Source organism: Kribbella sp. NBC_00889, assembly GCF_045207705.1.
Taxonomy (GTDB): domain Bacteria; phylum Actinomycetota; class Actinomycetes; order Propionibacteriales; family Kribbellaceae; genus Kribbella.
In genome coordinates this window covers 8,186,313-8,208,961 of record NZ_CP108783.1, presented here as the reverse complement: position 1 = coordinate 8,208,961, position 22,649 = coordinate 8,186,313, and the positions used below count along the sequence as shown (strand labels likewise).

Annotated in this window: 22 protein-coding genes; 3 read left to right on the top strand and 19 right to left on the bottom strand. The window is 68.8% G+C overall.

What is annotated here, in order from left to right:
* Positions 1 to 84: 84 nt before the first annotated feature.
* The 4 genes from OG817_RS40360 to OG817_RS40345 are packed head-to-tail and all read right to left on the bottom strand — an operon-like array spanning position 85 to position 7,002.
* Positions 85 to 1,941: an IlvD/Edd family dehydratase gene (locus tag OG817_RS40360; RefSeq protein WP_406050244.1), complete on the bottom strand. Its 1,857-nt coding sequence runs from the start codon at positions 1,939 to 1,941 to the stop codon at positions 85 to 87.
* Positions 1,938 to 3,389, bottom strand: a complete 1,452-nt coding sequence (locus OG817_RS40355; RefSeq protein ID WP_406050243.1) for an aldehyde dehydrogenase (NADP(+)) — start codon at positions 3,387 to 3,389, stop codon at positions 1,938 to 1,940. Before OG817_RS40355 ends, OG817_RS40360 begins: the two co-directional genes overlap by 4 nt.
* Positions 3,386 to 4,276, bottom strand: a complete 891-nt coding sequence (locus OG817_RS40350) for a fumarylacetoacetate hydrolase family protein (protein WP_406050242.1) — start codon at positions 4,274 to 4,276, stop codon at positions 3,386 to 3,388. Before OG817_RS40350 ends, OG817_RS40355 begins: the two co-directional genes overlap by 4 nt.
* A gap of 11 nt (positions 4,277 to 4,287) precedes the next feature.
* On the bottom strand, positions 4,288 to 7,002 hold the full coding sequence (locus OG817_RS40345) for a UxaA family hydrolase (RefSeq protein ID WP_406050241.1): 2,715 nt from the start codon (positions 7,000 to 7,002) through the stop codon (positions 4,288 to 4,290).
* A gap of 120 nt (positions 7,003 to 7,122) precedes the next feature.
* On the opposite strand from OG817_RS40345, the gene OG817_RS40340 reads away from it, so the two are divergent.
* The 3 genes from OG817_RS40340 (at position 7,123) to OG817_RS40330 (ending at position 8,906) form a co-directional block, all read left to right on the top strand.
* Complete coding sequence (locus OG817_RS40340) at positions 7,123 to 7,815, top strand: GntR family transcriptional regulator (protein WP_396392801.1); 693 nt, start codon at positions 7,123 to 7,125, stop codon at positions 7,813 to 7,815.
* A complete protein-coding gene (locus OG817_RS40335) occupies positions 7,812 to 8,228 on the top strand; it encodes a hypothetical protein (RefSeq protein ID WP_396392802.1) in 417 nt (138 codons plus the stop codon). The genes OG817_RS40340 and OG817_RS40335 overlap by 4 nt, the downstream gene beginning before the upstream one ends.
* Positions 8,229 to 8,333: 105 nt before the next feature.
* Positions 8,334 to 8,906, top strand: coding sequence for a DAPG hydrolase family protein (locus OG817_RS40330; RefSeq protein WP_396392803.1), 573 nt, complete (start codon positions 8,334 to 8,336; stop codon positions 8,904 to 8,906).
* A gap of 10 nt (positions 8,907 to 8,916) precedes the next feature.
* Here the strand turns inward: OG817_RS40330 and OG817_RS40325 are convergent, their stop codons facing one another.
* The 15 genes from OG817_RS40325 to OG817_RS40255 all read right to left on the bottom strand — a co-directional run bounded on the left by OG817_RS40325 (position 8,917) and on the right by OG817_RS40255 (position 22,592).
* Positions 8,917 to 9,261 (bottom strand): VOC family protein, encoded by a 345-nt coding sequence (locus OG817_RS40325; protein WP_406050238.1) that lies wholly within the window; start codon positions 9,259 to 9,261, stop codon positions 8,917 to 8,919.
* Positions 9,262 to 9,552: 291 nt separating this feature from the next.
* The gene (locus tag OG817_RS40320) at positions 9,553 to 10,749 is read right to left on the bottom strand and encodes a Gfo/Idh/MocA family protein (RefSeq protein ID WP_396392805.1); all 1,197 of its coding nucleotides are present in this window, start codon (positions 10,747 to 10,749) and stop codon (positions 9,553 to 9,555) included.
* Between the two features lie 202 nt (positions 10,750 to 10,951).
* On the bottom strand, positions 10,952 to 11,629 hold the full coding sequence (locus OG817_RS40315; protein ID WP_360445598.1) for a glycerophosphodiester phosphodiesterase family protein: 678 nt from the start codon (positions 11,627 to 11,629) through the stop codon (positions 10,952 to 10,954).
* The gene (locus OG817_RS40310; RefSeq protein ID WP_406050236.1) at positions 11,626 to 12,960 is read right to left on the bottom strand and encodes an ABC transporter substrate-binding protein; all 1,335 of its coding nucleotides are present in this window, start codon (positions 12,958 to 12,960) and stop codon (positions 11,626 to 11,628) included. The genes OG817_RS40315 and OG817_RS40310 overlap by 4 nt, the downstream gene beginning before the upstream one ends.
* Positions 12,957 to 13,772, bottom strand: a complete 816-nt coding sequence (locus OG817_RS40305; RefSeq protein WP_396392808.1) for a carbohydrate ABC transporter permease — start codon at positions 13,770 to 13,772, stop codon at positions 12,957 to 12,959. The genes OG817_RS40310 and OG817_RS40305 overlap by 4 nt, the downstream gene beginning before the upstream one ends.
* A complete protein-coding gene (locus OG817_RS40300; protein ID WP_360445592.1) occupies positions 13,769 to 14,722 on the bottom strand; it encodes a sugar ABC transporter permease in 954 nt (317 codons plus the stop codon). Before OG817_RS40300 ends, OG817_RS40305 begins: the two co-directional genes overlap by 4 nt.
* On the bottom strand, positions 14,719 to 15,558 hold the full coding sequence (locus OG817_RS40295) for an inositol monophosphatase family protein (protein WP_406050234.1): 840 nt from the start codon (positions 15,556 to 15,558) through the stop codon (positions 14,719 to 14,721). Before OG817_RS40295 ends, OG817_RS40300 begins: the two co-directional genes overlap by 4 nt.
* Before the next feature lie 81 nt (positions 15,559 to 15,639).
* On the bottom strand, positions 15,640 to 16,335 hold the full coding sequence (locus tag OG817_RS40290) for an MgtC/SapB family protein (protein WP_406050233.1): 696 nt from the start codon (positions 16,333 to 16,335) through the stop codon (positions 15,640 to 15,642).
* A 19-nt stretch (positions 16,336 to 16,354) separates the two neighbouring features.
* Positions 16,355 to 17,380, bottom strand: a complete 1,026-nt coding sequence (locus OG817_RS40285) for a 2-hydroxyacid dehydrogenase (RefSeq protein ID WP_406050232.1) — start codon at positions 17,378 to 17,380, stop codon at positions 16,355 to 16,357.
* Positions 17,377 to 18,837, bottom strand: a complete 1,461-nt coding sequence (locus OG817_RS40280; protein WP_406050230.1) for an FGGY family carbohydrate kinase — start codon at positions 18,835 to 18,837, stop codon at positions 17,377 to 17,379. Before OG817_RS40280 ends, OG817_RS40285 begins: the two co-directional genes overlap by 4 nt.
* Positions 18,838 to 18,848: 11 nt before the next feature.
* Complete coding sequence (locus tag OG817_RS40275; protein ID WP_396392812.1) at positions 18,849 to 19,649, bottom strand: DeoR/GlpR family DNA-binding transcription regulator; 801 nt, start codon at positions 19,647 to 19,649, stop codon at positions 18,849 to 18,851.
* Positions 19,646 to 20,263, bottom strand: coding sequence for a histidine phosphatase family protein (locus tag OG817_RS40270; protein WP_406050229.1), 618 nt, complete (start codon positions 20,261 to 20,263; stop codon positions 19,646 to 19,648). Before OG817_RS40270 ends, OG817_RS40275 begins: the two co-directional genes overlap by 4 nt.
* On the bottom strand, positions 20,260 to 21,633 hold the full coding sequence (locus OG817_RS40265) for an FGGY-family carbohydrate kinase (RefSeq protein ID WP_406050228.1): 1,374 nt from the start codon (positions 21,631 to 21,633) through the stop codon (positions 20,260 to 20,262). The genes OG817_RS40270 and OG817_RS40265 overlap by 4 nt, the downstream gene beginning before the upstream one ends.
* Before the next feature lie 183 nt (positions 21,634 to 21,816).
* Positions 21,817 to 22,050 (bottom strand): hypothetical protein, encoded by a 234-nt coding sequence (locus tag OG817_RS40260; protein ID WP_360445576.1) that lies wholly within the window; start codon positions 22,048 to 22,050, stop codon positions 21,817 to 21,819.
* Between the two features lie 260 nt (positions 22,051 to 22,310).
* Positions 22,311 to 22,592, bottom strand: a complete 282-nt coding sequence (locus OG817_RS40255; protein ID WP_406050227.1) for an excalibur calcium-binding domain-containing protein — start codon at positions 22,590 to 22,592, stop codon at positions 22,311 to 22,313.
* Positions 22,593 to 22,649: the final 57 nt, after the last annotated feature.

Genomic DNA, 22,649 nt, shown 5'->3' with positions numbered 1-22,649 from the left:
CCTTCGGCCGGAGCCCTCGGACAGCTTCAAAAGGTCCCCAAGACGAAACCCTCGCTTCGCTCGGAGGTTGTTGTGCGGATGCCATCAGTGGCTCTGCCTGGCTACGGCCGAACCGGTTCGGCCGATGAGGAAGTCCAGGTCGCAGCCCTGGTTGGCCTGCGTCACGTGGTCGACGTACAGCCGTGCCCAGCCGCGATCGGTCGGTGGCGCCGGCGGCTGCCAGTCGGCGCGCCGCTTCTCCAGCTCCTCGTCCGGCACGTCCAGATGCAACCGCCTCGCCGGCACGTCCAGCTCGATCCAGTCACCAGTCCGTACCAACGCCAACGGTCCACCAACAGCCGCTTCCGGAGTGACATGCAGTACGACGGTGCCGTACGCCGTACCGCTCATCCGCGCGTCCGAGATGCGCACCATGTCGTCGACACCGATCTCGGCGAGCTTGCGTGGGATCGTCATGTTGCCGACCTCGGGCATCCCCGGGTAGCCACGCGGGCCGGAGTTCTGCAGCACCAGCACGGTGTCCTCGTCGACGTCGAGATCCGGGTCCTCGACTGCCTTGTCGTACTCCTCGATGCTGCTGAACACGAGCGCCTTACCGCGATGCTGCAACAACCGCTCAGACGCCGCAGACTGCTTGATCACGGCACCGTCCGGCGCGAGATTCCCCTTCAGTACGGCGGTTCCCGCGCCACTGCCCAGCGGATCGCCGACAGGCCGGATCACGGCGGTCGCCGGCTGACCCTCCTGACCGCTCCAGTCGGTCCGCTCCGCGTTGGCGACGTTCTCGCCCATGGTCTTGCCGGTCACGGTGATCGCGTCGGCCTTGATCAGCGGCAGGATCTCCTTCATCACCGCGGGCAGGCCGCCGGCGTAGTAGAAGTCCTCCATCAGGTACTTGCCGGACGGCTGCAGGTCGACGAGCCACGGCACGCCGCGGGCCCACTCGTCCATGTCGTCCAGCGTCAGGTCGACGCCGACCCGGCCGGCGATCGCGAGCAGGTGGATGACCGCGTTGGTCGAGCCACCGATCGCCGCGTTCGCCCGGACCGCGTTCGCGAAGGCGTCGCGGGTCAGGATGTCGCTCGGCTTCAGGTCCTCGTGAACCATCTGGACGATCCGCTGACCGGCCTGCTGAGCGATCGAGTAGCGGCGGGAGTCGACCGCGGGGATGGCCGCGGAACCCGTCAGCTGCAGGCCCAGTGCCTCAGCCATGCACGCCATCGTGGACGCCGTACCCATGGTCATGCAGTGTCCGTTGCTGCGGGACATGCCGGACTCGGCCGCCGCGTAGTCGGCCTCGGTCATCCGGCCGGCATTGCGGTCCTGAGTGAACCGCCAGACGGCCGTACCCGAGCCGATGTCGCAGCCGCGGAATTTACCGTTCAACATGGGGCCGCCGGTCACCACCAGGGTGGGCAGGTCGACGCTCGCGGCGCCCATGATCGAGCCCGGTGTGGTCTTGTCGCAGCCGGTCAGCAGGATGGCCCCGTCGATCGGGTTGCCGCGCAGCGACTCCTCGACGTCCATGCTGAGCAGGTTCCGGAACAGCATGGCGGTCGGCCGGAGCATGGTCTCGCCGAGCGACATCACCGGGAACTCGAGCGGGAACCCGCCGGCCTGCCAGACGCCGCGCTTCACCGAGTCGGCCAGCCGGCGCAGGTGGGCGTTGCATGGGGTCAGCTCGGACCAGGTGTTGCAGATACCGATCACCGGGCGGCCGTCGAATACCTCGTCGGAGAAGCCCTGCGCACGCATCCAGGACCGGTGGATGAAGCCGTTGCGGTCCTTCTCACCGAACCAGTGGTCGAAACTCCGCCGCCCGATCGGCGCGTCGGGACGCTCCGGCACGCCCGCCGTACCGGTCTTCTCCGGCGTCGGATCACCGCTGTCCGGCGGCACGGCGGCGTCGCGCGGGTCACTGGTCGGTGGCAGATCGGTCATCGAGGCACCTCACCTGTAGTCACGGTCCCGTTCACCCGGCGGCTGATGCCGCTCGGGTTCGCATCCTTGAGTACGTCGGGCAGCACCGCATCCGGCGTGTCCTGGTAGGCAACCGGTCGCTGGAACCGGCGGGCCGCGGTCACGCCGACGCTGGTGTGGATCGAGCCGACGGTCGACGGGAACGGCCCGCCGTGGTGCTGTGCCCACGACACGGCGACACCGGTCGGCCAGCCGTTCCACAGCACCCTTCCGGCCCTTGCCGTCAGCAACGGCAGCAGCTCCGCGGCCAACTCGGTGTCAGACGACTCGGCGTGCAGCGTCGCGGTCAGGTTTCCGTCGAAGGCTTCGACAGCAGCGCGGAGCTCCTCCACGCCGCTGTATTCGACAACGATCGAGACCGGCCCGAAGCACTCCTCGAGGATCTCGTCGCGACGCGCGAGCAGCTCGGGGACTGTCGTCTGCAGCAACGTCGCACTACCGGAGGCCCAGACCCGGATGCCGTCGACCTTCTGCAGCCGGTCGAGGCCTGAGCCGAAGCCGTCCTTGATGCGGTCGTTCAGCATCGGCGCCTCGGCGACTCCACCGACCGCCGACGCCAACTGGTCCTGCAGACCGTGGCCGGCGGGCAGGAAGAGCAGACCCGGCTTCGTGCAGAACTGACCGACGCCGAGGGTGAACGACCCGACGTACCCTGTCGCGATGTCCTTGCCCCGAGCATCGATCGCGGCCTGGGTGACGAAGACCGGGTTCAGACTGCCGAGCTCACCGTAGAACGGGATCGGCTCCGGCCGGGTGACCGCGATCTCGTGCAGCGCCTTGCCGGCCGGAACCGAGCCGGTGAAGCCGGCCGCCGTGATCCGCGGGTCCTTCAGCGCGGTCACGCCAACGTCGAAGCCCTGGATCAGACCGAACGAACCAGCCGGGGCACCGGCCGAGGCCAGCGCCGCGATCATCACGTCGGCGGTCCGCGCGGACAGCTCAGGATGACCGGGGTGCGCCTTGACGATCACCGGACACCCGGCCGCCAAAGCTGAGGCGGTGTCACCGCCACAGACACTGAAGGCGAACGGGAAGTTGCTGGCAGCAAACACCAGCACCGGTCCGAGCGGCACCAGGACCCGGCGCAGATCCGGCCGGGGTACCGGCTTCGCCTGAGCGTCCGCCGTGTCGATGATGACCTCGAGCAGCGAGCCTTCTTCCAGCACCTCGGCGAACATCCGCAGCTGGCCGGTGCTCCGCGCGACCTCGCCGCGCAGCCGCGCCTCCGGCAGCGACGACTCCCGCATCGCGATCGGCACCAGTTCGTCTGCCGCCGCGTCCAGGGCGTCCGCCACCGTGCGGATCCACCCGGCCCGTACGGCGGGTTCCGCGGCGCCCAGCGCCGGTGCGGCAGCCGCGGCGCCGGCGAGAGCCTGCTCGAGCTCGGCGGGGGTGGTGTCCGGGATCATCGCTTCTCCTCCAGGTTCTCGGTCGCCAGGAACGCGAACGGTTCCCGGCCGACGGCCACCGTATTCGTCAGCGTGCCGACCTCGGCGATCGTGATCGTGATGACGTCGCCCTCGGCCAGCGCGAAGTCCAGCTCGGGCACGATCCCGGTGCCGGTCGCCAGGATCACGCCGTCCGGGAAGTCGTTCGGCACGAACAGGACGTCGATCAGGTCCTGCAGCTCCCGCACCAGCTTCGCGGTGGACGTCGTACCCGCGAACACCTCGTCGCCGTCGCGTTCGATGACCAGGTCGATGCTCAGGTCCTTCGGGTTCGCGACCTCCCACGCGGGCCGGATGCCGGCCGCCAGCGAGCAGCCACCGGCGAACAGCTTGGCCTGCGGTACGTACAGCGGGTTCACGCCCTCGATCGAGCGCGAGCTCATGTCGTTGCACACCGTGAAGCCGACGATCTCGCCGTGGCTGTTGGCGACGACCGCGAGCTCAGGTTCGGGTACGTCGTGACCCGAGTCGACCCGGATGCCGACCGGTTCGCCGTCGGCCACCACGCGCCAGGCCGGGGCCTTCTGGAAGAGCTCCGGCCGATCGGCCGTGTAGACCTTGTCGTACACGGACTGCTCGGTGCTTTCCTCCATCCGCGCACCACGCGACCGCTCATAGGTGACGCCCGCACACCAGACCTCACCCCGCCCGTCGAGAGGCGGCAGGAACCTCAGGCCGTCGACCGGGACCGGCTCCCCTAGCTTGGCGACCGCTGTCTTCAGGTCGTCGAGCGGAAGCCGCAGCAACTCCGCGAAACTGCCGACGCCTTCGACGGGCGCCACGGTGTCATCGGTACGCACACCGACAACGGGCCGACCGTCCGGGGATTGGTAACGGACCAAATGCATGGAGATGCCTTTCACATCGAGGTGCCGAGGAGACCGCGGGTGATCTGGAAGCCGACGTTGCCTGACGCAACCGCCTTCGGAACGAACTGCCGGCTCGCCACCGCCGCGATGGTGTCCAGACCGATCCGGGCCTGGTCCACGGCGTTGCCGGTGGCCACCGCGTCGAGGTCGTCGCCGTACTTCGCCACCGTCTCGGGATCGTTGCTGAACTCAACGACCGGGACGAAGCGCTGCGCGGACAAGGTGCCGCCGGCAACGTGCGCGAGGATCTGCTGGACGCCGGACGCGCCGAAGCCGGTCGCCGTCTCCATCCAGTCCGTGCCAGGCATCCGCATCACGTGCCACCCCCGCGCCGCGAACCGCTGCCCATGCGCGATGGTCGGCCCCACGGCCGCGTCAGAGCCGAACGCCGTACGACGGAAGCCGTCGTGCGCGAGCAGTCCGCCTCGGGACGAGAGGACAACGGATCCACCAGAGCCGACGATGTCGCGACCGACCAACGCCAGCGCCTCAGCGGTCTCGGAGGTCAGCGGGCCGCGCGCCTCCAACCCGATGGTGAGTTCGCCGAGGGTCCCGGCGTACTCGACCGGAGCGTCCAGGTCGAAGCTGTTGAACCAGTCGCGCACCTTCGCGCCGACCGCGTCCAGGCCACCGTCGGCCTGGATGCTCGCCCAGCCGAAGCGGGACGGGTCCGCGCCGGCTTCGACCAGGCGCGACCGGAAGTAGTCGTTGTGGGTCTTCTCGCAGCCGTGCTCGAGCAGGAGCGCCATCCGCGTGTTGGGGTGGAGCAGATAGCCGAGCATCGTGCGCGCGAACGTCTCCTCGGAGGCGCCGCCACTGCTGCCGCAGCCCTCGGTGTGCGGCAGCGCGACCATCCGCGTGACCGCGTCGCCGGCCCACTTCTCCAGGTCACCTTGCGCCGCGAGCCGCAGCGCGATCTGCCCAGAGCACAGGCTGGTCGGCAAGATCAGTCCCACGGCCTCCGGCACCAGCCGGTCGTCAACCTGCAACAGCCGTACGGCAGTCCGGGCGTTGGAGCCAAGACCCGCCAGCGGAAGACCGTCCAGCGGAGCGTCGCGGTCCTCGGCCGGGAGGTCGATGAGCTTGCGGCTCATCCGGCCGTCGGTGGTGATCGAGATGCCTTCGCGCGGACCGCTCTGCTTCCAGTTCCGCCAGATCGACACCTGGCTGTGGCCGGCCCGCTCCCCCGCGCTCGGCTCGCCGGACGCGACCCGGACGGTCAGGTCGAAGGTGTCCGCGGTCAGCTCGGCCATCGGCGTACCGGTGAGGTAGCGGCCGGCGTCCACGTCCATCTCGGAGTGCAGGCGCTCGTACCGGTCGTGGGTGGTGACGAACTTCAGCGTGGGCACGAACGGGAAGTTCGTGATCGAGCCGTTCCCGGTGGTGAAGAAGATCAGGTTGCAGCCGCTGCCGATCTGGCCCGCGACCGACTCGAGGTCGTTGCCGGGGCTGTCCATGAAGATGTAGCCGTTGCCGGGCAGCGGTTCGCCGTAGTCGATCACGTGGTCCAGCCGCACTTCGCGCGGCAGCTTCCGCGCCGCGCCGATCGACTTGAGGACGATGTTGTAGAGGCCGCGGTACACGTTGCCGCCGGACGGGTTGCCCTCCGCGGTGTGACCGTGCCAGCCGACGCGTTCCTTGAACGAGCGAATGGTGGCGAGGAACCGCCGCGCGGTCGCGAGGTCGCGGACGTTCTTCAGCACATAGGGTTCCGCGCCGATCAGCTCGTCGGTCTCCGCGAGTACGGCGACGCCACCGTGCTTGATCACCTCCGCACCGACGAGACCGGCGAGCGGGTTGGCGGAGATGCCCGAGAACGCGTCGGATCCACCGCATTGCAAGGCGATCTTGAGGTCGGCGAGCGGGACCTCCTCGCGCTGCTGGGCGTCCACGACCGGCAGCCACGGCTCGACCAGCGCGCCGGCTTCGGTGAGGTCGTGCCCGAACCCGGCCCTGCGGGTGAAGTACGCGTACGGGACCTTGATCGACGGATAGTCGTGCTCCGCCATGAAGTCCTTGATCGCCTGGCCGGACACCACGTCGTCCTCGGTGTCGACGATCAGTACGGCGCCGACGTTCGGATTCAGGGTGAAGCCGGCCAGCGTCGCGAGCAGGAAATGCAGGTTGTTCGGGACCTCGTCCTCGCCGCCCTCGGTGTGAGCCACGGGTACGACGCCGTCCCCGGCAGCCGCGCCGTCGAAGCGACGGGCGAGCTCGGTGACGAACCCACTGCTGCGGGAACTGGTCGCCATCACCACGACGTGGTTGCGGGTGCCGGCCGGGCCCTGCTCGCGGGGGTAGCCGAGGAACGTTCCGGGCTGCTCGACACTGGTCACCTGCGCGCCGAAGTTCAGCGCGGACTCGTCCAGCTCGTACGGGTCGAGCGGCTCGTTGGTGGCCGACGGCTCGTCCGGGAGGCCCTCGACCCCGCGGGCGGTGACTGCCGCGAGGCTGGTCGGCGTACACACGTAGTCGCCCGGGACCAGGTCGCGAGAAGCGCGGGCGAACGGGGTGTTCCAGGAAGTCAGCGCCTCACCGGGAGCCACTCGGGTGACTACGAAGCGGTGCCCCTCGAGCACGGTGTGTGGCAGCGTGACCACAGCATCGCCGAGCTCGATCTCCGCCCCGGCTTCGAGCCGGCGGGAGGCGATTGCAACGTTGTCCCCCGGCTCGGGCAGGACTCCGACCTGTTCGAACCTCACCATTCGTTTTCTGCCTTCCCGTAGCTAGCCCGGGTCGAATCGTGCATGATGCATGATTACAGTGCCACCCTGCCGAAGACGACCGGCCGGGTCAAGACCGCGACCAGGATCCGGAGAGAGCCGATGACGGAACCCACCCTCGGGACCGTGGCGCCGCAGGACCGGCGGCTGCTCCGGCGGCAGATGCTCGCCGACGACGTGTACGAGGCGATCAAGACGATGCTGATGGACCACGTCATCCGGCCCGGCGCGCGGATCTCGATCGACGGGCTGGCGCGGGAGTTCCAGGTGTCGTCGACGCCGGTGCGGGAGGCGCTGGCGCGGCTGGAGTCGGAGGGACTGGCGGTCAAGGAACCGCTCAAGGGGTACCGCGCGACGCCTCTGCTCACGCTGGACGAGTTCGACGACCTGTACCGGTTCCGGCTACTGCTGGAGCCGTGGGCGGCGCGGCGGGCGGCCGAGTTGATCGACGACCACGGGCGCGACCGGCTGCGGACCGAGCTGGCGAACGCGGTCGAGCCGACGTCGGTCGACTACGCCGGCTACAAGTCGCTGACCGCGCACGACAACCGTTTCCACTCGCTGATCGCGGGGCTGTCCGGCAGCGAGCAGGTCCGGCTCGCATTCGAGCGCACCCACTGCCACCTGCACATCTTCCGCCTCCACTACGACCGCGACATCGGCCCCGAGGTCCTGACCGAACACCGCACACTGGTCGAAACCATCGCCTCCGGCGACCCCGCCGCCGCCGAGTCCGCGATGACCCAACACATCGAGAACTCGATGACGCTCCGGCTGCGCAAGATCTACGAGTGACCCGCCGTCCCTTTCCCCTGGCGGACCAGGTCCCGCCGGAGCTGTCGTCGTACATCCTCGACTTCCACTGGGACCTCTCGCTCCTCCACCAGCTGGACCTGCCGACCCTTCGCGTTCCGCTGTGTGAGCTCGCCGGGCATCTCGACCTCCCCTTCTGGGCGTACGACGGCCGGCCGTTCCAGGTCACGCCGTACCAGGTCGCGGGTGATCCGATGCTGTACCGCGAGCAGTACGACCGGACGATGGCGGCCGACCTGAGTCACCCGCTGGACGTCGTACGCCGACCGGACGGACGGGTCACGATCCTCGACGGGATCCACCGGCTGTTGCGGGCCGAACTCGAGGGGCGGACGGCGGTCGACGTACGTGTGCTGCCGTGGGAATTGGTGGATCGGATCGCGGTTCGAGACTGAGGGTTTGGGGTGGGAGGGTTGGGGCACGGCGGGGGGATGGATGCTGTGGAACTCCCTGCTCCGCGGCCTGTTCTGTGGCCGTTGCGGCCGACGGAGTCGGCGCAGGTGTCCACGTCTTCGGACGGTGGGCGGACCGTCGTGACGATCCGGCACGCGCCGCTCGACCAGGTGACGCCGGAGATGCTCGCCTGGTGGTACGGCCACGTGCCCGGGACGATGCGGTACGCCGGTGCCACCTGGCCGCGGTACCTCGTCTGGCACCCGTTGGACCACATCTCGTACGAGCTGACGACCCCCGGCCAGGTGGTCGCTCCCGGCGCCCGGCTGCACATCAAGGAGGCGCTGGGCCGCGACCTCGCCAACCTGACCGATCTCCAGGTCACCGTCGAAACGGTCGACCAGCAGTTCGCGATCATCTCCAAACGCATCCTCGGTACGTCGATCGTCCGGTTCGAGAACGAGTTCGAGCCGTACCACGGCGGCAGCCGCTACACGACCCGCCTCACGCTGGGCGACACCACGGTGCTGGCCGGTCTGTTCCTGAACAGGGTGGCGCACACCCGCGCGTTCCCCGCCCCGAAGCTCGCGGCGTGGATCCGTCACCACATCGAGGAGATCGGCAACCTGGAGAACTTCCTCCCCGACCTCGTCCGCCACCGCGCCGACCACGAACCGTGACCAACCGGCGTTACTCCACTGGGGCGCCGCCGTACGAGATCTCGTTGCCCTCGGGGTCGTAGTACGTGACGTGGCGGACGCCGTTCTCGTAGGTCTCGCGTTTCGCGGGTTCGATGCCGCGTTCGGAGATCGCCTGGATCCGGGCCTCGAAGTCCTCGACGAACAGGGTGTGCTGAGCGTGCCCGGCGTGCTCGGGAACGACCTCGATGTAGAGGAACTGGTGGTCGCCGACCTCCCAGACCGCCTCGATGTCGTTCGGCAGAAAGCTCGGCGGCGCCCCCAGCAGCTTCGTGTACCAATCGACCGCGGCCGCGTAGTCGCTGACCGAGATCCCGGCGAACAAGTCCAGAGCCATACCGGATCCTACTGGCAGAGGAAGGCGGACGCCGGGCACTCACCAACCGGTGCGGGTGGTCAACGCGCCCGCTCAAGTCACCCGACGTCCGCCACCTGAGGTGACTTTGGTGAGTGCTGCAGGTCCGTCACAAGCCAGGAGATAGTCCGTGGGCTCGGCGAACGGAGCTGCCGCGGCAGCACACGAGGGCTCGCCCACTCGTGTGCTCCCGAAGAAGCTCCCAGGAGAAGCACGCCGGGGTGGAGTGGGAGCGGGTGCGGGAGCACCCGGGGGTTCGTGCTCGCGGGATGCTCAGGCCGGCGCGTCTCCGTGGTCGGGGATCTCGAGTTGTACGCCGCCCTGCAGGGCCGACTGGTGGGCGTAGATGCCGGGGAGGGTGTAGCGGGCGGCGACCCAGGCGTTGACGGGCGGGAGGGTCTTGTCGGCGACCGCGCGGACGAAGTCATCGGCGAGGAAGTGGTGCGAACCCTCGTGGCCGTTGTGCATGCCGTCGAACTCGGCGGGCAGCCGGCTCCGGTCGTGCACCGGCGACAGGCCGGACCGGAACGCGTCCCGCAGTGCCGGGTCGACGTTCGCCAGGTCGGCGTCGTCCATCGAGCTGCTCGGCTTCGTCTCCATCAGCTGGCTGATGTCCTCGACACCCTCCTTGGTCTGCCAGACCGTGGTGGTGGCGAGTTGCTCGAAGCTGCCCTCGGTGCCGAACACCCGCAGCCGCGACTCACGGATGTGCGACGGGTAGCCGACGCGGCGCATCTCGTTCGTCCGCATCACTCCGCCGTCGGCCAGCTTGAACAGCGCGGTGGCGTTGCTGAAGTCGTTGTCGAACTGGCTGACGTCCTTGTCGAAGACGCCGTCGCCGCGGTCGTCCTTCACACCGATGCACGACACGTGCGTGGCGTGCTGGCCGGTCACCGAGAGAACGTTGCCGACGGCATGCGTCGGGTAGAGCATGGGCGGGAACGACGCGGTCTTCTTCCACTCCTCGCCGCCGCTGTACTGGTACGCCGCGTAGAAGCCGAGGTCCATGTCGTGGACGTAGTCGCCCTCGGAGTAGAAGACCCGGCCGAACTCACCGGCGGCGAGCTTGTTCCGGCAGTAGACCGACGACGGGTAGTAGAAGCTGGTCTCGCCCATCATGTAGGTCAGGCCGGTCTCCTTGACCAGCTCGATGATGCGGGCGATCTGGTCCGCCTCGATCGCCATCGGGACGGTCGAGTAGACGTGTTTGCCGGCCTCCAGCGCGCGGATCGCCATCTCGCCGTGCAGCCACCGCTGGGTGAAGATCGCTACCGCGTCCACGTCGGAGGCGAGCATCTCCTCGAACGACTGGTAGGTGATCGAGATGCCCTGCTTGGCCGCCATCTCGGCGGTCCGTTCCGGCAGTACGTCGGTCAGTCGCACGTCGGACACATCCGGGTGCGCGGACCACAGCCGCAGGAACGAAGGGGCGAACTGGCCGGCGCCGACCACACCGATGCTGAATCCCATGCGGATAGGCAATCACACATTTTTCTTCCACGGAAGAACAAATTCAGACGTTGGAACGTGTGACGCGGGCCACGCACCCCCGACTCGCCGGGGAGGCTGGGGTGGGGTGCGGACCGCCAGGCCATCACAATGCGCGGATTCGCGGGAGTGGCACGCTGGGGCCCATCGGGGTGGGTCAGATGTGATGGCCTGGCGGTTCGCTCTATGCCACTCGGTGTAGCAAGTGCGGGTTGTCGGTGGTGATGCCGTTGACGCCGAGGGCCGCTGCCCGGACCAGGGTGTCCTGGTCCGGTACCGGCCAGGCGGTGACCTCCAGCCCCGTGGCCTGGAGCTCCGCCACACCGTCCGCGGTCAGGCCGGCGATCCCGCAGAGCGCCGTACCTGCGTCGGCCTCCTTCGTCAGCATGAGTACGTCGGAGATCGCAGGAGTACGCCCGAAGATCCGGCCGGTGGACGCAGTCGGCATCGCGCGCCGTACCGCCAGCAGGATCTCCGGGTGGAACGACGTGACCAGCGTCCGCGCCGCCAGCGACGGATCCGCCTGCAGCGACTCGACCAGCAGCGGGATGGCGTCGACCGCCTTCACCTCGGCCTGGAAGCGGATACCGATTTCGGCGGCCGTCTCGGCCCACGTCGGCACCACCTCACCGAGACCGGCGTCGAGCGACCGCAACTCGTCGTACGACATCGCGGCGATCTCGCCGGACCCGGAGGTCGTCCGGTCGACGGTGGCGTCGTGCATGATCACGAGCTCACCGTCGGCCGTGACCCGCAGGTCCAGCTCGATCTCGTCGCAGCCGTCGGCGACCGCCCGCCGGAAGGACCGCAGCGTGTTCTCGGGTTCGGTACCGAGCGCGCCACGGTGGCCGGTGATGATCACAGAACTTTCTCCTCGTAGAGTCGCTTGACCTCGTCGCCGATCGCCTCGAGCCGCTTGGCGACCGAGCCGAACACCTTCTTCACCGCCGTGTTGTCGGCGTAGATCTGCTGCAGCCCGGTGTAGATCGCGACGTTCGCGTTCCGGCCGTAGAGCCGGATGCCGTCCTGCTGCCGGGCGTTGGTGAGCTGCGCGATCGCGACGCCGAAGTTCGGCTGCTCGGCGATCAGCTTCTTCAGATCCGGATTCTCCCTGGCCTTGTCGACCACCGGGAGGTACCCGGTCTGCGCGGTCCAGAAGGCCGAGTTCTCCGGCAGGGCGAGGAAGGTCAGGAACGTCGCGGCGGCCTGCTTCCGCTCGGTGGAGATGTTGCGCATCATCCCGATGCCGCCTCCGCCCGTGGCGAGCCCGGACGCGACCTCGGACGGGATGAAGCCGGCGCCGACGGGGAACTTCGCCTTGCTGGTCATGCTCTTCAGGCCGCCGGTCGACTCCTGCATCATCGCGACCAGCCCGTTCGCGAAGTCGGTGCTCGGGCTGTGGGCCATGTAGGCCAGCTTGTCCACGTGCACCATCTGCCGCTGCCACTCGCCGGCCGCGACCGCACCGTCCTGGTCGATGGTGACGTCGAGGCCCTTGGAGTACGCGCCGCCGAACTGCCAGACGTTGCCCTGGAACTGCCAGTCGCCGTCGACCTTGGCGAGCGCGAGCGTGCGCAGCGAGCGTCCACCGGACTGCACCTTCGACAGCTCCGGCCCCCAGGACCGCAGCTCGCTCCAGGTCCGCGGCGCCCGGTCCGGCAGGCCGGCCTTCGCGAACGCGTCCTTGTTGTAGTAGAGGATCGGCGTACTGCGGGCGAACGGGACCGCCCAGCTCTGCCCCTTCACGACGTACTCGCCGAAGAGCTTCTGCTGGAACACGGCCGGTCCGAACCCGTCGGTGAAGTAGCTGTTCAACGGCTCCAGTGCGTCGTTGAGGAAGAACCGCTCCCAGGTCACGTCGGACAGAATGGCCAGGTCCGGCGCCTGCTTGGCGACCAGCGCTGCGGCGACCTTCTGGGCCACGTCGTCGTAGCTGCCCTGGAACTGCACCTCGACGTACACGTCCTGCTGCGAGTCGTTGAACTTGGCAACGAGTTTGTCGACCGCCTTGCCGTTCGTGCCGCCGTACGACGTCCAGAACACGACCCGGACCCGGTTGCCGTACTTCGCCGGCACCGCACCCGGCGGCTGCGAGTACTCCGCGTCGACCGACCTGTAGCCGCAGCCCGCGAGGGTGGTACCTGCCGCAAGTCCCAAGAACATTCTGCGGCGCATGATTGTGGGCATCGTCATCCCTTCAACGCTCCCTGGGTGAGTCCGCCGACGATGTAGCGCTGCGCGATGAGGAAGATCACCAGCATCGGCGCCAGCATCATCAAGGTGCCGGCCATGATGGTGCCCCAGCTCGCCACGCCCTCCTCGGTCTTCAGGATCAGCAGGCCGATCGGCAGCGTCCGCATCGAGGCCGAGTTGGTCACGATCAGCGGCCAGACGAAGTTGTTCCACTCCTCCACGGCGGTGATCACCACGACCGTGACCAGCATCGGCCGCGACATCGGCAGTACGACGCGCCACAGGGTCCGCAGGTGCCCGGCCCCGTCGACCGCGGCCGCGTCCGTCACCTCGGTCGGCAGGGTGAGGAAGTGCTGGCGCATCAGGAACGTCGCGAACGCCGACCCGATGCCCGGGATGATCAGACCCGCATAGGTGTTGATCCATCCCAGCGTCGCCACGGTGAGGTAGTTCGGCAGCAGCGTCACATGTCCCGGCACCATCATCGCGCCGAGCACTCCGAAGAACAGCACCTTCTTGAACGGGAACCGCAGGTAGGCGAAGGCATACGCCGTCAGCACCGCGTTCGTCACCTTGAGCAGGGTGCCGAGCACCGTCGTGATCGTCGAGTTCAGGAAGAACCGGTCGAACGGCGCCGCTTCCCAGGCCAGCTTGAAGTTCTCCCAGGTGAAGTGGTCCGGCCACCACGACGGCGGCCACTGGTAGATCTCGGTCGGCTGCTTCACCGTCGTACTGATCAGCCAGTAGAGCGGGCCGAGGAACACGGCCGCCACCCCGATCAGTACGACGTACTGGATCGCACGTGCCTTCATCGGTAGTGCACCCGCCTCTCCATCACCCGGGCCTGCACGGTGGTCACGACCAGCAGGATGACGAACATGATGATCGACAGCGTCGCCGCGCGGCCCGCGTTGAACGCCCGGAAGCCTTCGTTGTAGATCGACCAGCTCAGCGTCGTGGTGGCATCACCAGGGCCACCGCCGGTCATCACCGCGATCACGTCGAACGCCTGGAAGGTGCCGATCACCGTGGTGATCAGCAGGAAGAAGGTGATCGGGGCAAGCAACGGCAGCTTGATCGCCCAGAACCTCGTCCAGGTACTCGCGCCGTCGATCGCCGCCGCCTCGTCCAGGTCCTTCGGCAGGCCCTGCAGGCCGGCCAGGTAGATCAGCGCGGCGAAGCCGACGTTCTTCCACAGGTACACGATGACGAGTCCCGGGAGCGCCCAGTCGGAGCTGTTCATCCAGTCCGGCGGCTCGGCGCCGAGCGGTTCGATCAGTGCTCGCAGCAGGCCGTAGCCAGGGTCGAACATGAACGCCCAGATCGTCGCGACCGCCGCGCCGGACAGCACGTGCGGCGCGAACGCCATCGTCCGGACCGCGCCCCGGCCCTTCAGCGGCAGGTTGAACAGGAACGCCAGCGCGAGGCCGATCACCAGGCTGCCGACCACGATCAGTCCGGTGAACACGAGCGTGATCCACAGCGTCTTGTGGAACGCCGGATCGGACAGCGTACGGGCGTAGTTGGCCAGGCCAACGAACGTCGGCCGGGCCGCGATCATGTTCCAGTCGGTCAGGCTGAGGAACGCGTTGTAGATGATCGGCCAGTACGCGAAGACCGCGATCACGATCAGGTTCGGCGCCACCAGCAGCGCGAACAGGCCGTACTCGCGGCGGCGTCTGCGGCGCCGGTGGTTGTCGGCGTCGCCGGTCAGAACGCGTTCGTCCGGATGGGTCCGGACCGGCAGGTCCAGTGCGGTCACACCGGCCTCCTCGGGGTTGACGGGGCTAACAGTTCGACCAGCGCGGCCGCCAGGGAGGGCTCGGCCGCGAGGATGCCATGCGGTAGTGCGGTCCCGGGTCCGCCGATCGTCTGTGCACCCGCTTCGCGGGCGATCAGGGCGCCGGCGGCGATGTCCCAGGGCTGAATGAGGTGCTCGTAGTAGGCGTCCGCCGTACCGTCGGCGACCGAGCAGAGGTCGAGGGCGGCCGATCCGCCGCGGCGCACATCCCGTACGGCGGGCAGCACGCGCAGCAGGTGGTCGGCCTGTTCGGCGCGACGCTCGGGCAGATACGAGAAGCCGGTGCTCACCAGGGCCGACGCGAGTACGACGTCGCGCGGTGGGCCGAGCGGGACCACGTCGCGTGGTGCGCACACGCGGAAGTCGTCGCGCCATGCGCCCTGGCCGCGGAGCGCGGACCAGGTGATGCCCGTGCGCGGCTGGTGAACCACGCCGACCAGTGCACCAGCCTCGTCCTCGACCGCGATGGAGACACACCAGTCGAGACGGCCGTAGAGGTAGTTCACCGTCCCGTCCAGCGGGTCGATCACCCAGGTCAGACCGGTCTCAGAGGCCCGCGCCGTACCCTCCTCGCCGAGCAGACCGTCACCGGGCCGCGCCGCGCTGAGGCCATCGGTGATCAGCTTCTCGGAGGCGCGGTCCGCGGCGCTGACCGGGTCGCTGGCCGAGGATTTGGTCTCGACACCGACGGCGTCAATGGATAGACCTGGTTGGCGCGCCAGCAACTCCTCGCCGGCCGCGGCGGCCAGCCGCAGGGCCAGCGTCTGCAGCTCAGTGAGGGGCGGAGTGTTAAGCACGCCGCGAAATTATCATCGTTCTATGGTGACGTATAGAGAATCTATGTGATTTTCTCACTGACTTCACAACGATCAGGCAACTCAGTCGTCGACGTCTTCCCGCAGGCGGACGCCGGTGACGCCGTCGAGGTCGTCCAGGGCCAGCACCAGATTCTGCAACGGCGGCCGGCCGGTGAACCGCATCGACGCCCGGACCTGCGGCCGGCCGGCCTCCCGGTGCACGTCGGTTCCGAGCACCGACGCCTCGAAACCCATCGATGTCGCGGTCGCCAGGATCGCCCGCAGTACGCCGTAACCGTCCTCGTAGCGAACGGTCACGATGCGCCGGCGGTCCGGCGACGGCAGGAAGCGGCCGAGCCGGCCGAACGGGCCGACCGCGACAAGATGCAGCAGGGTCGCCGCCACAGCCAGCACCGGCATCCCCGCACCACAGGCCATTCCGATCGCAGCCGTCATCCAGATCGTCGCCGCGGTGGTCAGTCCGCGGACCACGTCGCGGCGCATGAAGATCACCCCGGCGCCGAGGAACCCGACGCCGGAGACGACCTGCGCCGCGATCCTCGACGGATCGAGGTTGACCTCGGTCCCCAGGACGGCGTCGAAGCCGAAGCCGGAGACCAGCGTGAACAGAGCAGCCCCGGTGCCGACCAGGGTATGCGTCCGCATCCCCGCACTCTTCTGCTGCAACTGCCGCTCGATGCCGATGACCATCGACAGCACGAACGCGACCAGCAGCAACACGAGCTCGGTCCAGGTGGTGGATGTTACGAGTTGCATGGTGTTTCCAGTTCCCTAACTACGCCGAGACCAGTCCTACGGGGTCGATCCCGGCCAGGTACGCCGCTACGGCTTCGGCGGCGATCGAGCCGGCGCGGAGGGCGGTCTGCTTGGTCGCACCGGCAAGATGTGGCGTCATCACTACGTTCGGTGCTGTCAGCAGGCGTGCACCTGCCGGTACCGGCTCAACCGGGAAGACGTCGAAGGCGGCCGCACCGAGCTGCCCGGACTCCAGCGCGTCCACCGTCGCGTCGTAGTCGAGCAACCCACCACGCGCTGTGTTCACGAGTACGGCGCCTCGTGGCATCAGGGCAATCTGCTCGGCACCGATCATGCCGCTGGTCTGGTCGGTCAGCCGCGCATGCAGGCTGACCACGTCCGACCGCCGCAGCAGGTCGTCCAACTCGACCACCTCGACGCCGGCCGGCGCCTCGGCCGGATCGATCGCCGGGTCGACCACGAGGACTTCGGCGCCGAAGGCAAGCATCACCCGGGCGACGCGCTGCCCGATCGCGCCGTACCCGACCAGGCCGACCGTGGCCCCGTCCAGCTCCAGGCCACACTCGTCGTACGCGTAGAGGTCGCTGCGCCACTCGCCCTGCTCCAGCGTCCGTTGCAGTCGCGGAAGGTTGCGCAGGGCACCCATCATCATCGCGACCGCATGCTCGGCGGCGGCGACCGCGTTGCGGCCCGGGGTGGAGGCGACGATGATGCCACGCTTGGTGGCCGCGGGCACATTCACGTTCACCGGGCCGCCGCGGCAGACGACCAGGAAGCGCAGGTCCGGCGCGGCGTCCAGTACCCGTTCGGTGAACGGGCCCATCTGGGTGACCGCGATCTCGACTCCGGGCAACGCCGCGATCAGTTGATCCTCGGCGTCGCTCGCCTCGTCCACCTCGGCCACCCGCCCGTATGGCGTCAGCGGCCAGGGCAGCGTGACCTCGCGGAAGTCGAACGTGACGTTCTGGACGGAGGACAATGCTGCGGCGAGCAGATCGTTGCGCACGAAGTGGTCGCCGGCGAGCAATGTCTTGATGGTTCTCATCGAACTCCTGAGGTGAAGGTTGGTGCTGGGTCAGACCAGCGCGGGCGGGCTGCCTCGATCCGGCGCAGGTAGTGGGCGTACCCCTCGGCGTAGAACTCGGCGCGGGCGGGATCGGGATCGACCTGACGGGTCTCGGCGATCCAGCCGTCGGCGCTGTCCGGGTCGACCGCGCGGCGGGCGCAGATCACGGCACCCCGGGCCGCGACCTGCTCGGCCTCGGCCGTGTGCAGCGGCGCGTTCAGCACGTCGGCCAGGATCTGTGTCCATTCGGTACTGCGGGCGCCACCACCGCACACCGTGACGCGGCCCTTCCATCCGGCTGCCTCGAGACAGTGCCGAGCGGCGTACGCGATGCCTTCGCAGGTTGCGCGCACGAGGTCGGCCGTTGTCGTGGACAGCGAGATCCCGTCGATCGTGCCTCGCGCGCGGGTGTCGACGAACGGCGCGCGCTCGCCGGCCTCGGACAGGTAAGGCAGCACGGTGACGCCTTGGGCGCCGACCGGGCTCTCGGCGAGCAGCTCGGGCAGTCGGTCTGTGCCCGCACCGACGAGTGCGAGAACCCGGTCGAGTGCGGCGGTGCCAACCATCGCGGGCATCGCGCGCAACCAGACGCCGGGGGTCCAGGTGCCGAGGAACAACCCCGCCGGTTCGCCGTCCACGCGGAGCTCTCGCGTCACGACTTGGCAGGCGAGCGTCGTACCGACAGTAAGTAGGGCATCGCCGGGGTCTTGGACGCCGGCGCCGGCTGCTGCGGCTGGGAGGTCGTACGGGCCGGCCGAGACCCTGGTGCCGCGGGCCATGCCGGTGGAGTTGTCGCATAGCTCGCCGACGGGTCCGCCGGGCTCGACCGGCGCGAGCAAGTGGCTCAACTCCGAGAGGCCCGTCGCCTTCAGGGCTTCTTCGTCGTACTGGTTCGTGCGGGGGTCGAGGAAAGGTGCGGAGGCATCCGACACGTCGGTCGCACGGACGCCGGTGAGTTGCTGCATCACGACGTCCTTGCAGTACGCCGCTGTCCCGGCGCGCTCGATGACGTCGGGCTCCTCGGCGCGGACCGCGGCCAGCAGCGGACCGGAGGCGCCCGGGAACATCCGGTTGCCGGAGCGGCGGAAGACACGTTCGGCCACGCCGTCGTCGGTCCAGCGCTCGAGGATCGCGCTGCTGCGGGCATCCAGCCAGGAGATCGCCGGGCGGACCGCCGTACCGTCCGCGTCGACGAGCCAGAGGCCGTCACCCTGGGCGGTGATCGCCAGGACGCCGGGGCGGTCGCCCACCGTGCCGGCCAGCTCACCGATCACCTCGTTGACCGAGGCAACTATCTCGACCGTCTCGTGCTCGAACCGCCCGATCGCCGGCCGGACCAGCCTGGTCGGCCGGGAGGCCTCGGCTACCGGCCGTCCGTCGTCGTCGAACGCGACAGCCTTGGTGACAGTGGTGCCAACGTCGACTCCGACGTCCATACGCTCCCCTCCTAGAGTTTGGCGACCTCCACGGTCGCGCCGTTGTCGCGCAGTGGCTGGATCAAATCGTCCGGGGTCTTCTCGTCGACGACCACGACGTCGAAGTCGGTGAGTGGGGCGAGCCTGTGCAGGGCGGTGCGCTGGAGTTTGCCGTGGTCGACCAGCAGGACCTTGGTCCTGGCCGACCGCAGCATCGCTCGCTTCACCAGGACGATCTCCTCCTCCTGGTGGAACGCGTGCGTCGGCGACACCGCCGACACCGAGCAGAACAGCAGGTCTGTGTGCAGCGCCTCGACCGCCTCCGCGCACGGCATCCCGCCGAACGAGTCGTGGGTCGCGGAGTACAGGCCGCCGAGGGCGAGCAGGGTGACGTCGCGCAACTCGGTCAGCCTGCTGATCGCGGGCAGGAAGTTCGTTGCCACGGTCAACGGAGTGATGTCCTCGAACAGCTCGACCAGAGCGAGCGCGCTGGTCGAGTCGTCGAGCATCACCGACATACCGGGCTCGATCATCGCGCGAGCGTGCCGGGCCAGCGCGGCCTTCTCGGCGGTCGCGGTGTTCAGCCGGTACGCGACGTTGCTCTCGAAGACGCTGGTCGGCTGCGCGCTGACGCCGCCGCGGTACTTGCGCACGACGCCCTGCCGCTCGAGCTCGTCCAGGTCGCGGTGCACCGTCATCACGCTCACCCCGAACGCCTCGACCAGGTCGTTGGCCGAGACCGAGCCGTGCTTCACGACGTACGCCGCGATCTCGGCCTGCCGGCGGGCAGGCCGGCTCAGTTCGGTGGTGTCACCGTCGACATCGGATGTCATGCCAGGGTCTCCATTCGGACAGCAGGAACGTTGTACGCCTCGAGACCCACTGTGCCGTCCTGCCAGCGGAAACGCACCAGCGCCGCGGGACCGAGCGCAGGTAGCAGTCTGCGGTACTCGCTCAACGGCAGTCCGAGCACCCGGCACACCAGCAATCGGATGAGCGTGTTGTGCGCCAGCACCAGCACCTTGCGGCCTTCGTGCTGCTTACCGATCTGATGGAAGACCTCGTGCACCCGGTCCGCCGCCTCGGCCGGATCCTCGCCGCCGGGGAAGTGATCCTTGACCGGGTCCAGCTCGAACGCCTTGGCGACGACCGGCGGAAGTTCGCTCAGCATCTTGCCCTCGGCCGACCCGAAGTCGACCTCGCGCAGCCGGGCGTCCACGGTCGGATCGAGACCGAGTGCCTCGGCGATCGGCGCGATCGTCTGCCGGGCGCGCAGCATCGGGGACGACCACAGAGCGTCCGGCGCGTAGTCGGACGCCCACTCCTTGAGCAACCGCGCCTGCTGAACGCCGACCTCGTCGATCGGCAGGTCCGTCGACCCGGTATAGCGGTTGCCGTGGTGCCATTCGGTCCGGCCGTGCCGGGCCAGAACGATCGTGGTCCTCATCCGCGGTACCCCCGCCAGTCCAGCTCGGCGACGAACTCGCCGTACAACGTGTCGAGGGGTTGCGGTCGCGGCTCGAGGACGCGCTCGACCCGGACCATCCGGCCGGCTGTTTCGGTCAGCGAGCCGCCGGCCGAGGCCGCGAGGACCGCCATCCCGTACGCCGGGTCCGGGGCCGCCGGGAGTTCGACGGGTACGCCGAGGACGTCGGCACGAAGCTGGTTCCAGTAGCCGCTGCGGATGGCGCCGCCGGTGAGAGAGACGGAGCGAACAGGCTCGGCGCCGAGGCCGACCAGGTGCTCGAAGGCGAGTCGTTCGATGAAGGCCACGCCCTGGAGGACGGCGGCGTACGTCCGCAGCTTGCCGGAGACGTCGCCGAGGGTGAACCGCTCGGCCTGCGGCGCTACGAACGGGAACCGCTCACCGGTCTTGGTCAGCGGGTAGATGACCGCATCGATCGGGCCCAGTTCACGCGCGGCCTGGTCGAAGGCGTCGAGATCCTCGCCGGGCAGCAGTTCGGTCAACACGCCCGCGCCGGTGCTCGATGCGCCACCGGGGAGCCAGCCGCCGTCCGGGTGGCGGTGGCTGTAGACCGCGCCGGTCGGGTCGTCGAGGAGGTCCCTGCTGACGCCCTTGAGGACGAGCGTCGTACCGAGGACCGAGTTCCAGGCTCCGGGGGCGAGTGCGCCGGCGGCGATCTGGGCCGCGCAGCCGTCGGTCATGCCGGCGTAGACGGGGACGCCGGCCGGAGTGCGGCCGAGCTCGGCGCCCGGGAGGACGACCTCGGGGAAGGCGGACAGGGGCAGGCCGAGTTTGTCGAAGGCCGCGGCCGGCCAGGTGCCGGCGACCAGGTCATAACCGGTCTTGAGGGCATGGCTCGTGTCGGTGGCGACCGGGTGACCGACCAGGTGTGCTGCCACGAGGTCGGCGCTGTGGACGATGCGGTGGTCGGCGAGGTCGTAACCGTCAGCGACCAGCGAGAGGATCTTGGGGAGCGCCCAGGTGGGCTGCATCGAGGTAGCCCAGCGCTCCGGGTCAGCGTCCACGATCTGGACCCGACGGTCGGCCGCGCGGGCGTCGTCGTACATCAGAGCGGGCGTCACCGGGCGGCCGGAACGGTCGGTCAGGAGGACAGTGCCGGAGGTGGAACAGATCGCGATGCCGGCCAAATGGTCCGCGTGCGGAGCGACTTCGGCGATGCTGGAGTCGACGGCGTCGAGCCAGCTCTGCGGGTCCTGCTCGTGCCGGACACCGTCGCGATGGCTGGTCAGCGGCCGGGCCGCGCGGGCCAGGACAGTACCGTCGGAGTCGGCCAGTACTGCGCGCACGCTCTGCGTGCCGAGGTCGACGCCGATCCAGGCCGGTCCTGCCACGTGTCGCCTCCCGACTGAGTGTTATCTACCCTGATAACATAACATCAGAAGACGATAAGAGAACGCCAGCCCTCCGTCCGATCCCGGCCACACCTGCCCGGAACGCACCGCGGCTCCCGCATCTGGGAAGCATGCGGGAGCCGGTCCTCCAGCCGGCTGCGCCTGGCCAGGAGGAGGTAACTGTCAGGAGTGCATCAGGACGAGGGCCGGGTCGACAGTGGCCAACTCGAGGCGGCCGGCGTCGATGGCTCCGTAGGCGCCGATCGGACCGCGGGACGGACGGCCGCTGCGGTTGAGCCAGAAGCCCCAGCCGGCCGGCGCGTCCGGCCACTCCGGGTCGGGCTCCCAGCCCGGCGGCGGACGCCAGGTGTCACTCGGCGGCTCGGGCCACTCAGGTGGCGGATTGAATCGGTGCACGGGCGGTCCTTCCCAGTTCCCCAGCGCGATGGACCCCAGCGATCCCTTGCTCACAAACTGTCTGACTGATCAACGACCTGGCGCGCCGGTGGTTACGACTAAGTTTTCGTAAAGTTTCGGCGCACAGCCACTCATGAGATCACCGCTGTGGAGCAGCAGGCAACCGTCCGCTCACCAGCCGGACTGCACGTGCATCAGCACCCGCGATCGTTGCCTTGTCCACAGCACACCCCTGGTTATCCACAGGCAACGCGGCGTGATCACTCGAACGCGACGCCGTCGTGATCCCGGTCGAGATGCGACGCATAGCCGGGATCCCCGGTGTACAAGGGCGCTTTGCCCGCGGCCCGGACCTCCGCGCAGTTCGCGTAGTACACGTCGGCGGGTGGTGCTGTCGTCCGCTTCGGCTTGGCGGTCTGGGTCGACCGCACCAACGGCGCCGGAGCACTGACCGTTGCCTGCGGCGCCTTCACCGTCACGGTCCTGGCCGGCAGCGGCGGCAGCGTGACCGTTGCCGTCGGCCCAGGAACGGTCTGCTGCACGGTGACAGTCGCCGTCGCGGTCGGCCCGGCCACGGTCGTGCGGGGCGCCGGCGGAGC

Bases quoted from the DNA above. Each gene is read 5' to 3' on its own strand.
- OG817_RS40360 (WP_406050244.1), bottom strand. From the start codon at position 1,941: ATGACCGATCTGCCACCGACCAGTGACCCGCGCGACGCCGCCGTGCCG.
- OG817_RS40355 (WP_406050243.1), bottom strand. From the start codon at position 3,389: ATGATCCCGGACACCACCCCCGCCGAGCTCGAGCAGGCTCTCGCCGGC.
- OG817_RS40350 (WP_406050242.1), bottom strand. From the start codon at position 4,276: ATGCATTTGGTCCGTTACCAATCCCCGGACGGTCGGCCCGTTGTCGGT.
- OG817_RS40345 (WP_406050241.1), bottom strand. From the start codon at position 7,002: ATGGTGAGGTTCGAACAGGTCGGAGTCCTGCCCGAGCCGGGGGACAAC.
- OG817_RS40340 (WP_396392801.1), top strand. From the start codon at position 7,123: ATGACGGAACCCACCCTCGGGACCGTGGCGCCGCAGGACCGGCGGCTG.
- OG817_RS40325 (WP_406050238.1), bottom strand. From the start codon at position 9,261: ATGGCTCTGGACTTGTTCGCCGGGATCTCGGTCAGCGACTACGCGGCC.
- OG817_RS40320 (WP_396392805.1), bottom strand. From the start codon at position 10,749: ATGGGATTCAGCATCGGTGTGGTCGGCGCCGGCCAGTTCGCCCCTTCG.
- OG817_RS40310 (WP_406050236.1), bottom strand. From the start codon at position 12,960: ATGACGATGCCCACAATCATGCGCCGCAGAATGTTCTTGGGACTTGCG.
- OG817_RS40305 (WP_396392808.1), bottom strand. From the start codon at position 13,772: ATGAAGGCACGTGCGATCCAGTACGTCGTACTGATCGGGGTGGCGGCC.
- OG817_RS40290 (WP_406050233.1), bottom strand. From the start codon at position 16,335: ATGCAACTCGTAACATCCACCACCTGGACCGAGCTCGTGTTGCTGCTG.
- OG817_RS40285 (WP_406050232.1), bottom strand. From the start codon at position 17,380: ATGAGAACCATCAAGACATTGCTCGCCGGCGACCACTTCGTGCGCAAC.
- OG817_RS40280 (WP_406050230.1), bottom strand. From the start codon at position 18,837: ATGGACGTCGGAGTCGACGTTGGCACCACTGTCACCAAGGCTGTCGCG.
- OG817_RS40275 (WP_396392812.1), bottom strand. From the start codon at position 19,649: ATGACATCCGATGTCGACGGTGACACCACCGAACTGAGCCGGCCTGCC.
- OG817_RS40270 (WP_406050229.1), bottom strand. From the start codon at position 20,263: ATGAGGACCACGATCGTTCTGGCCCGGCACGGCCGGACCGAATGGCAC.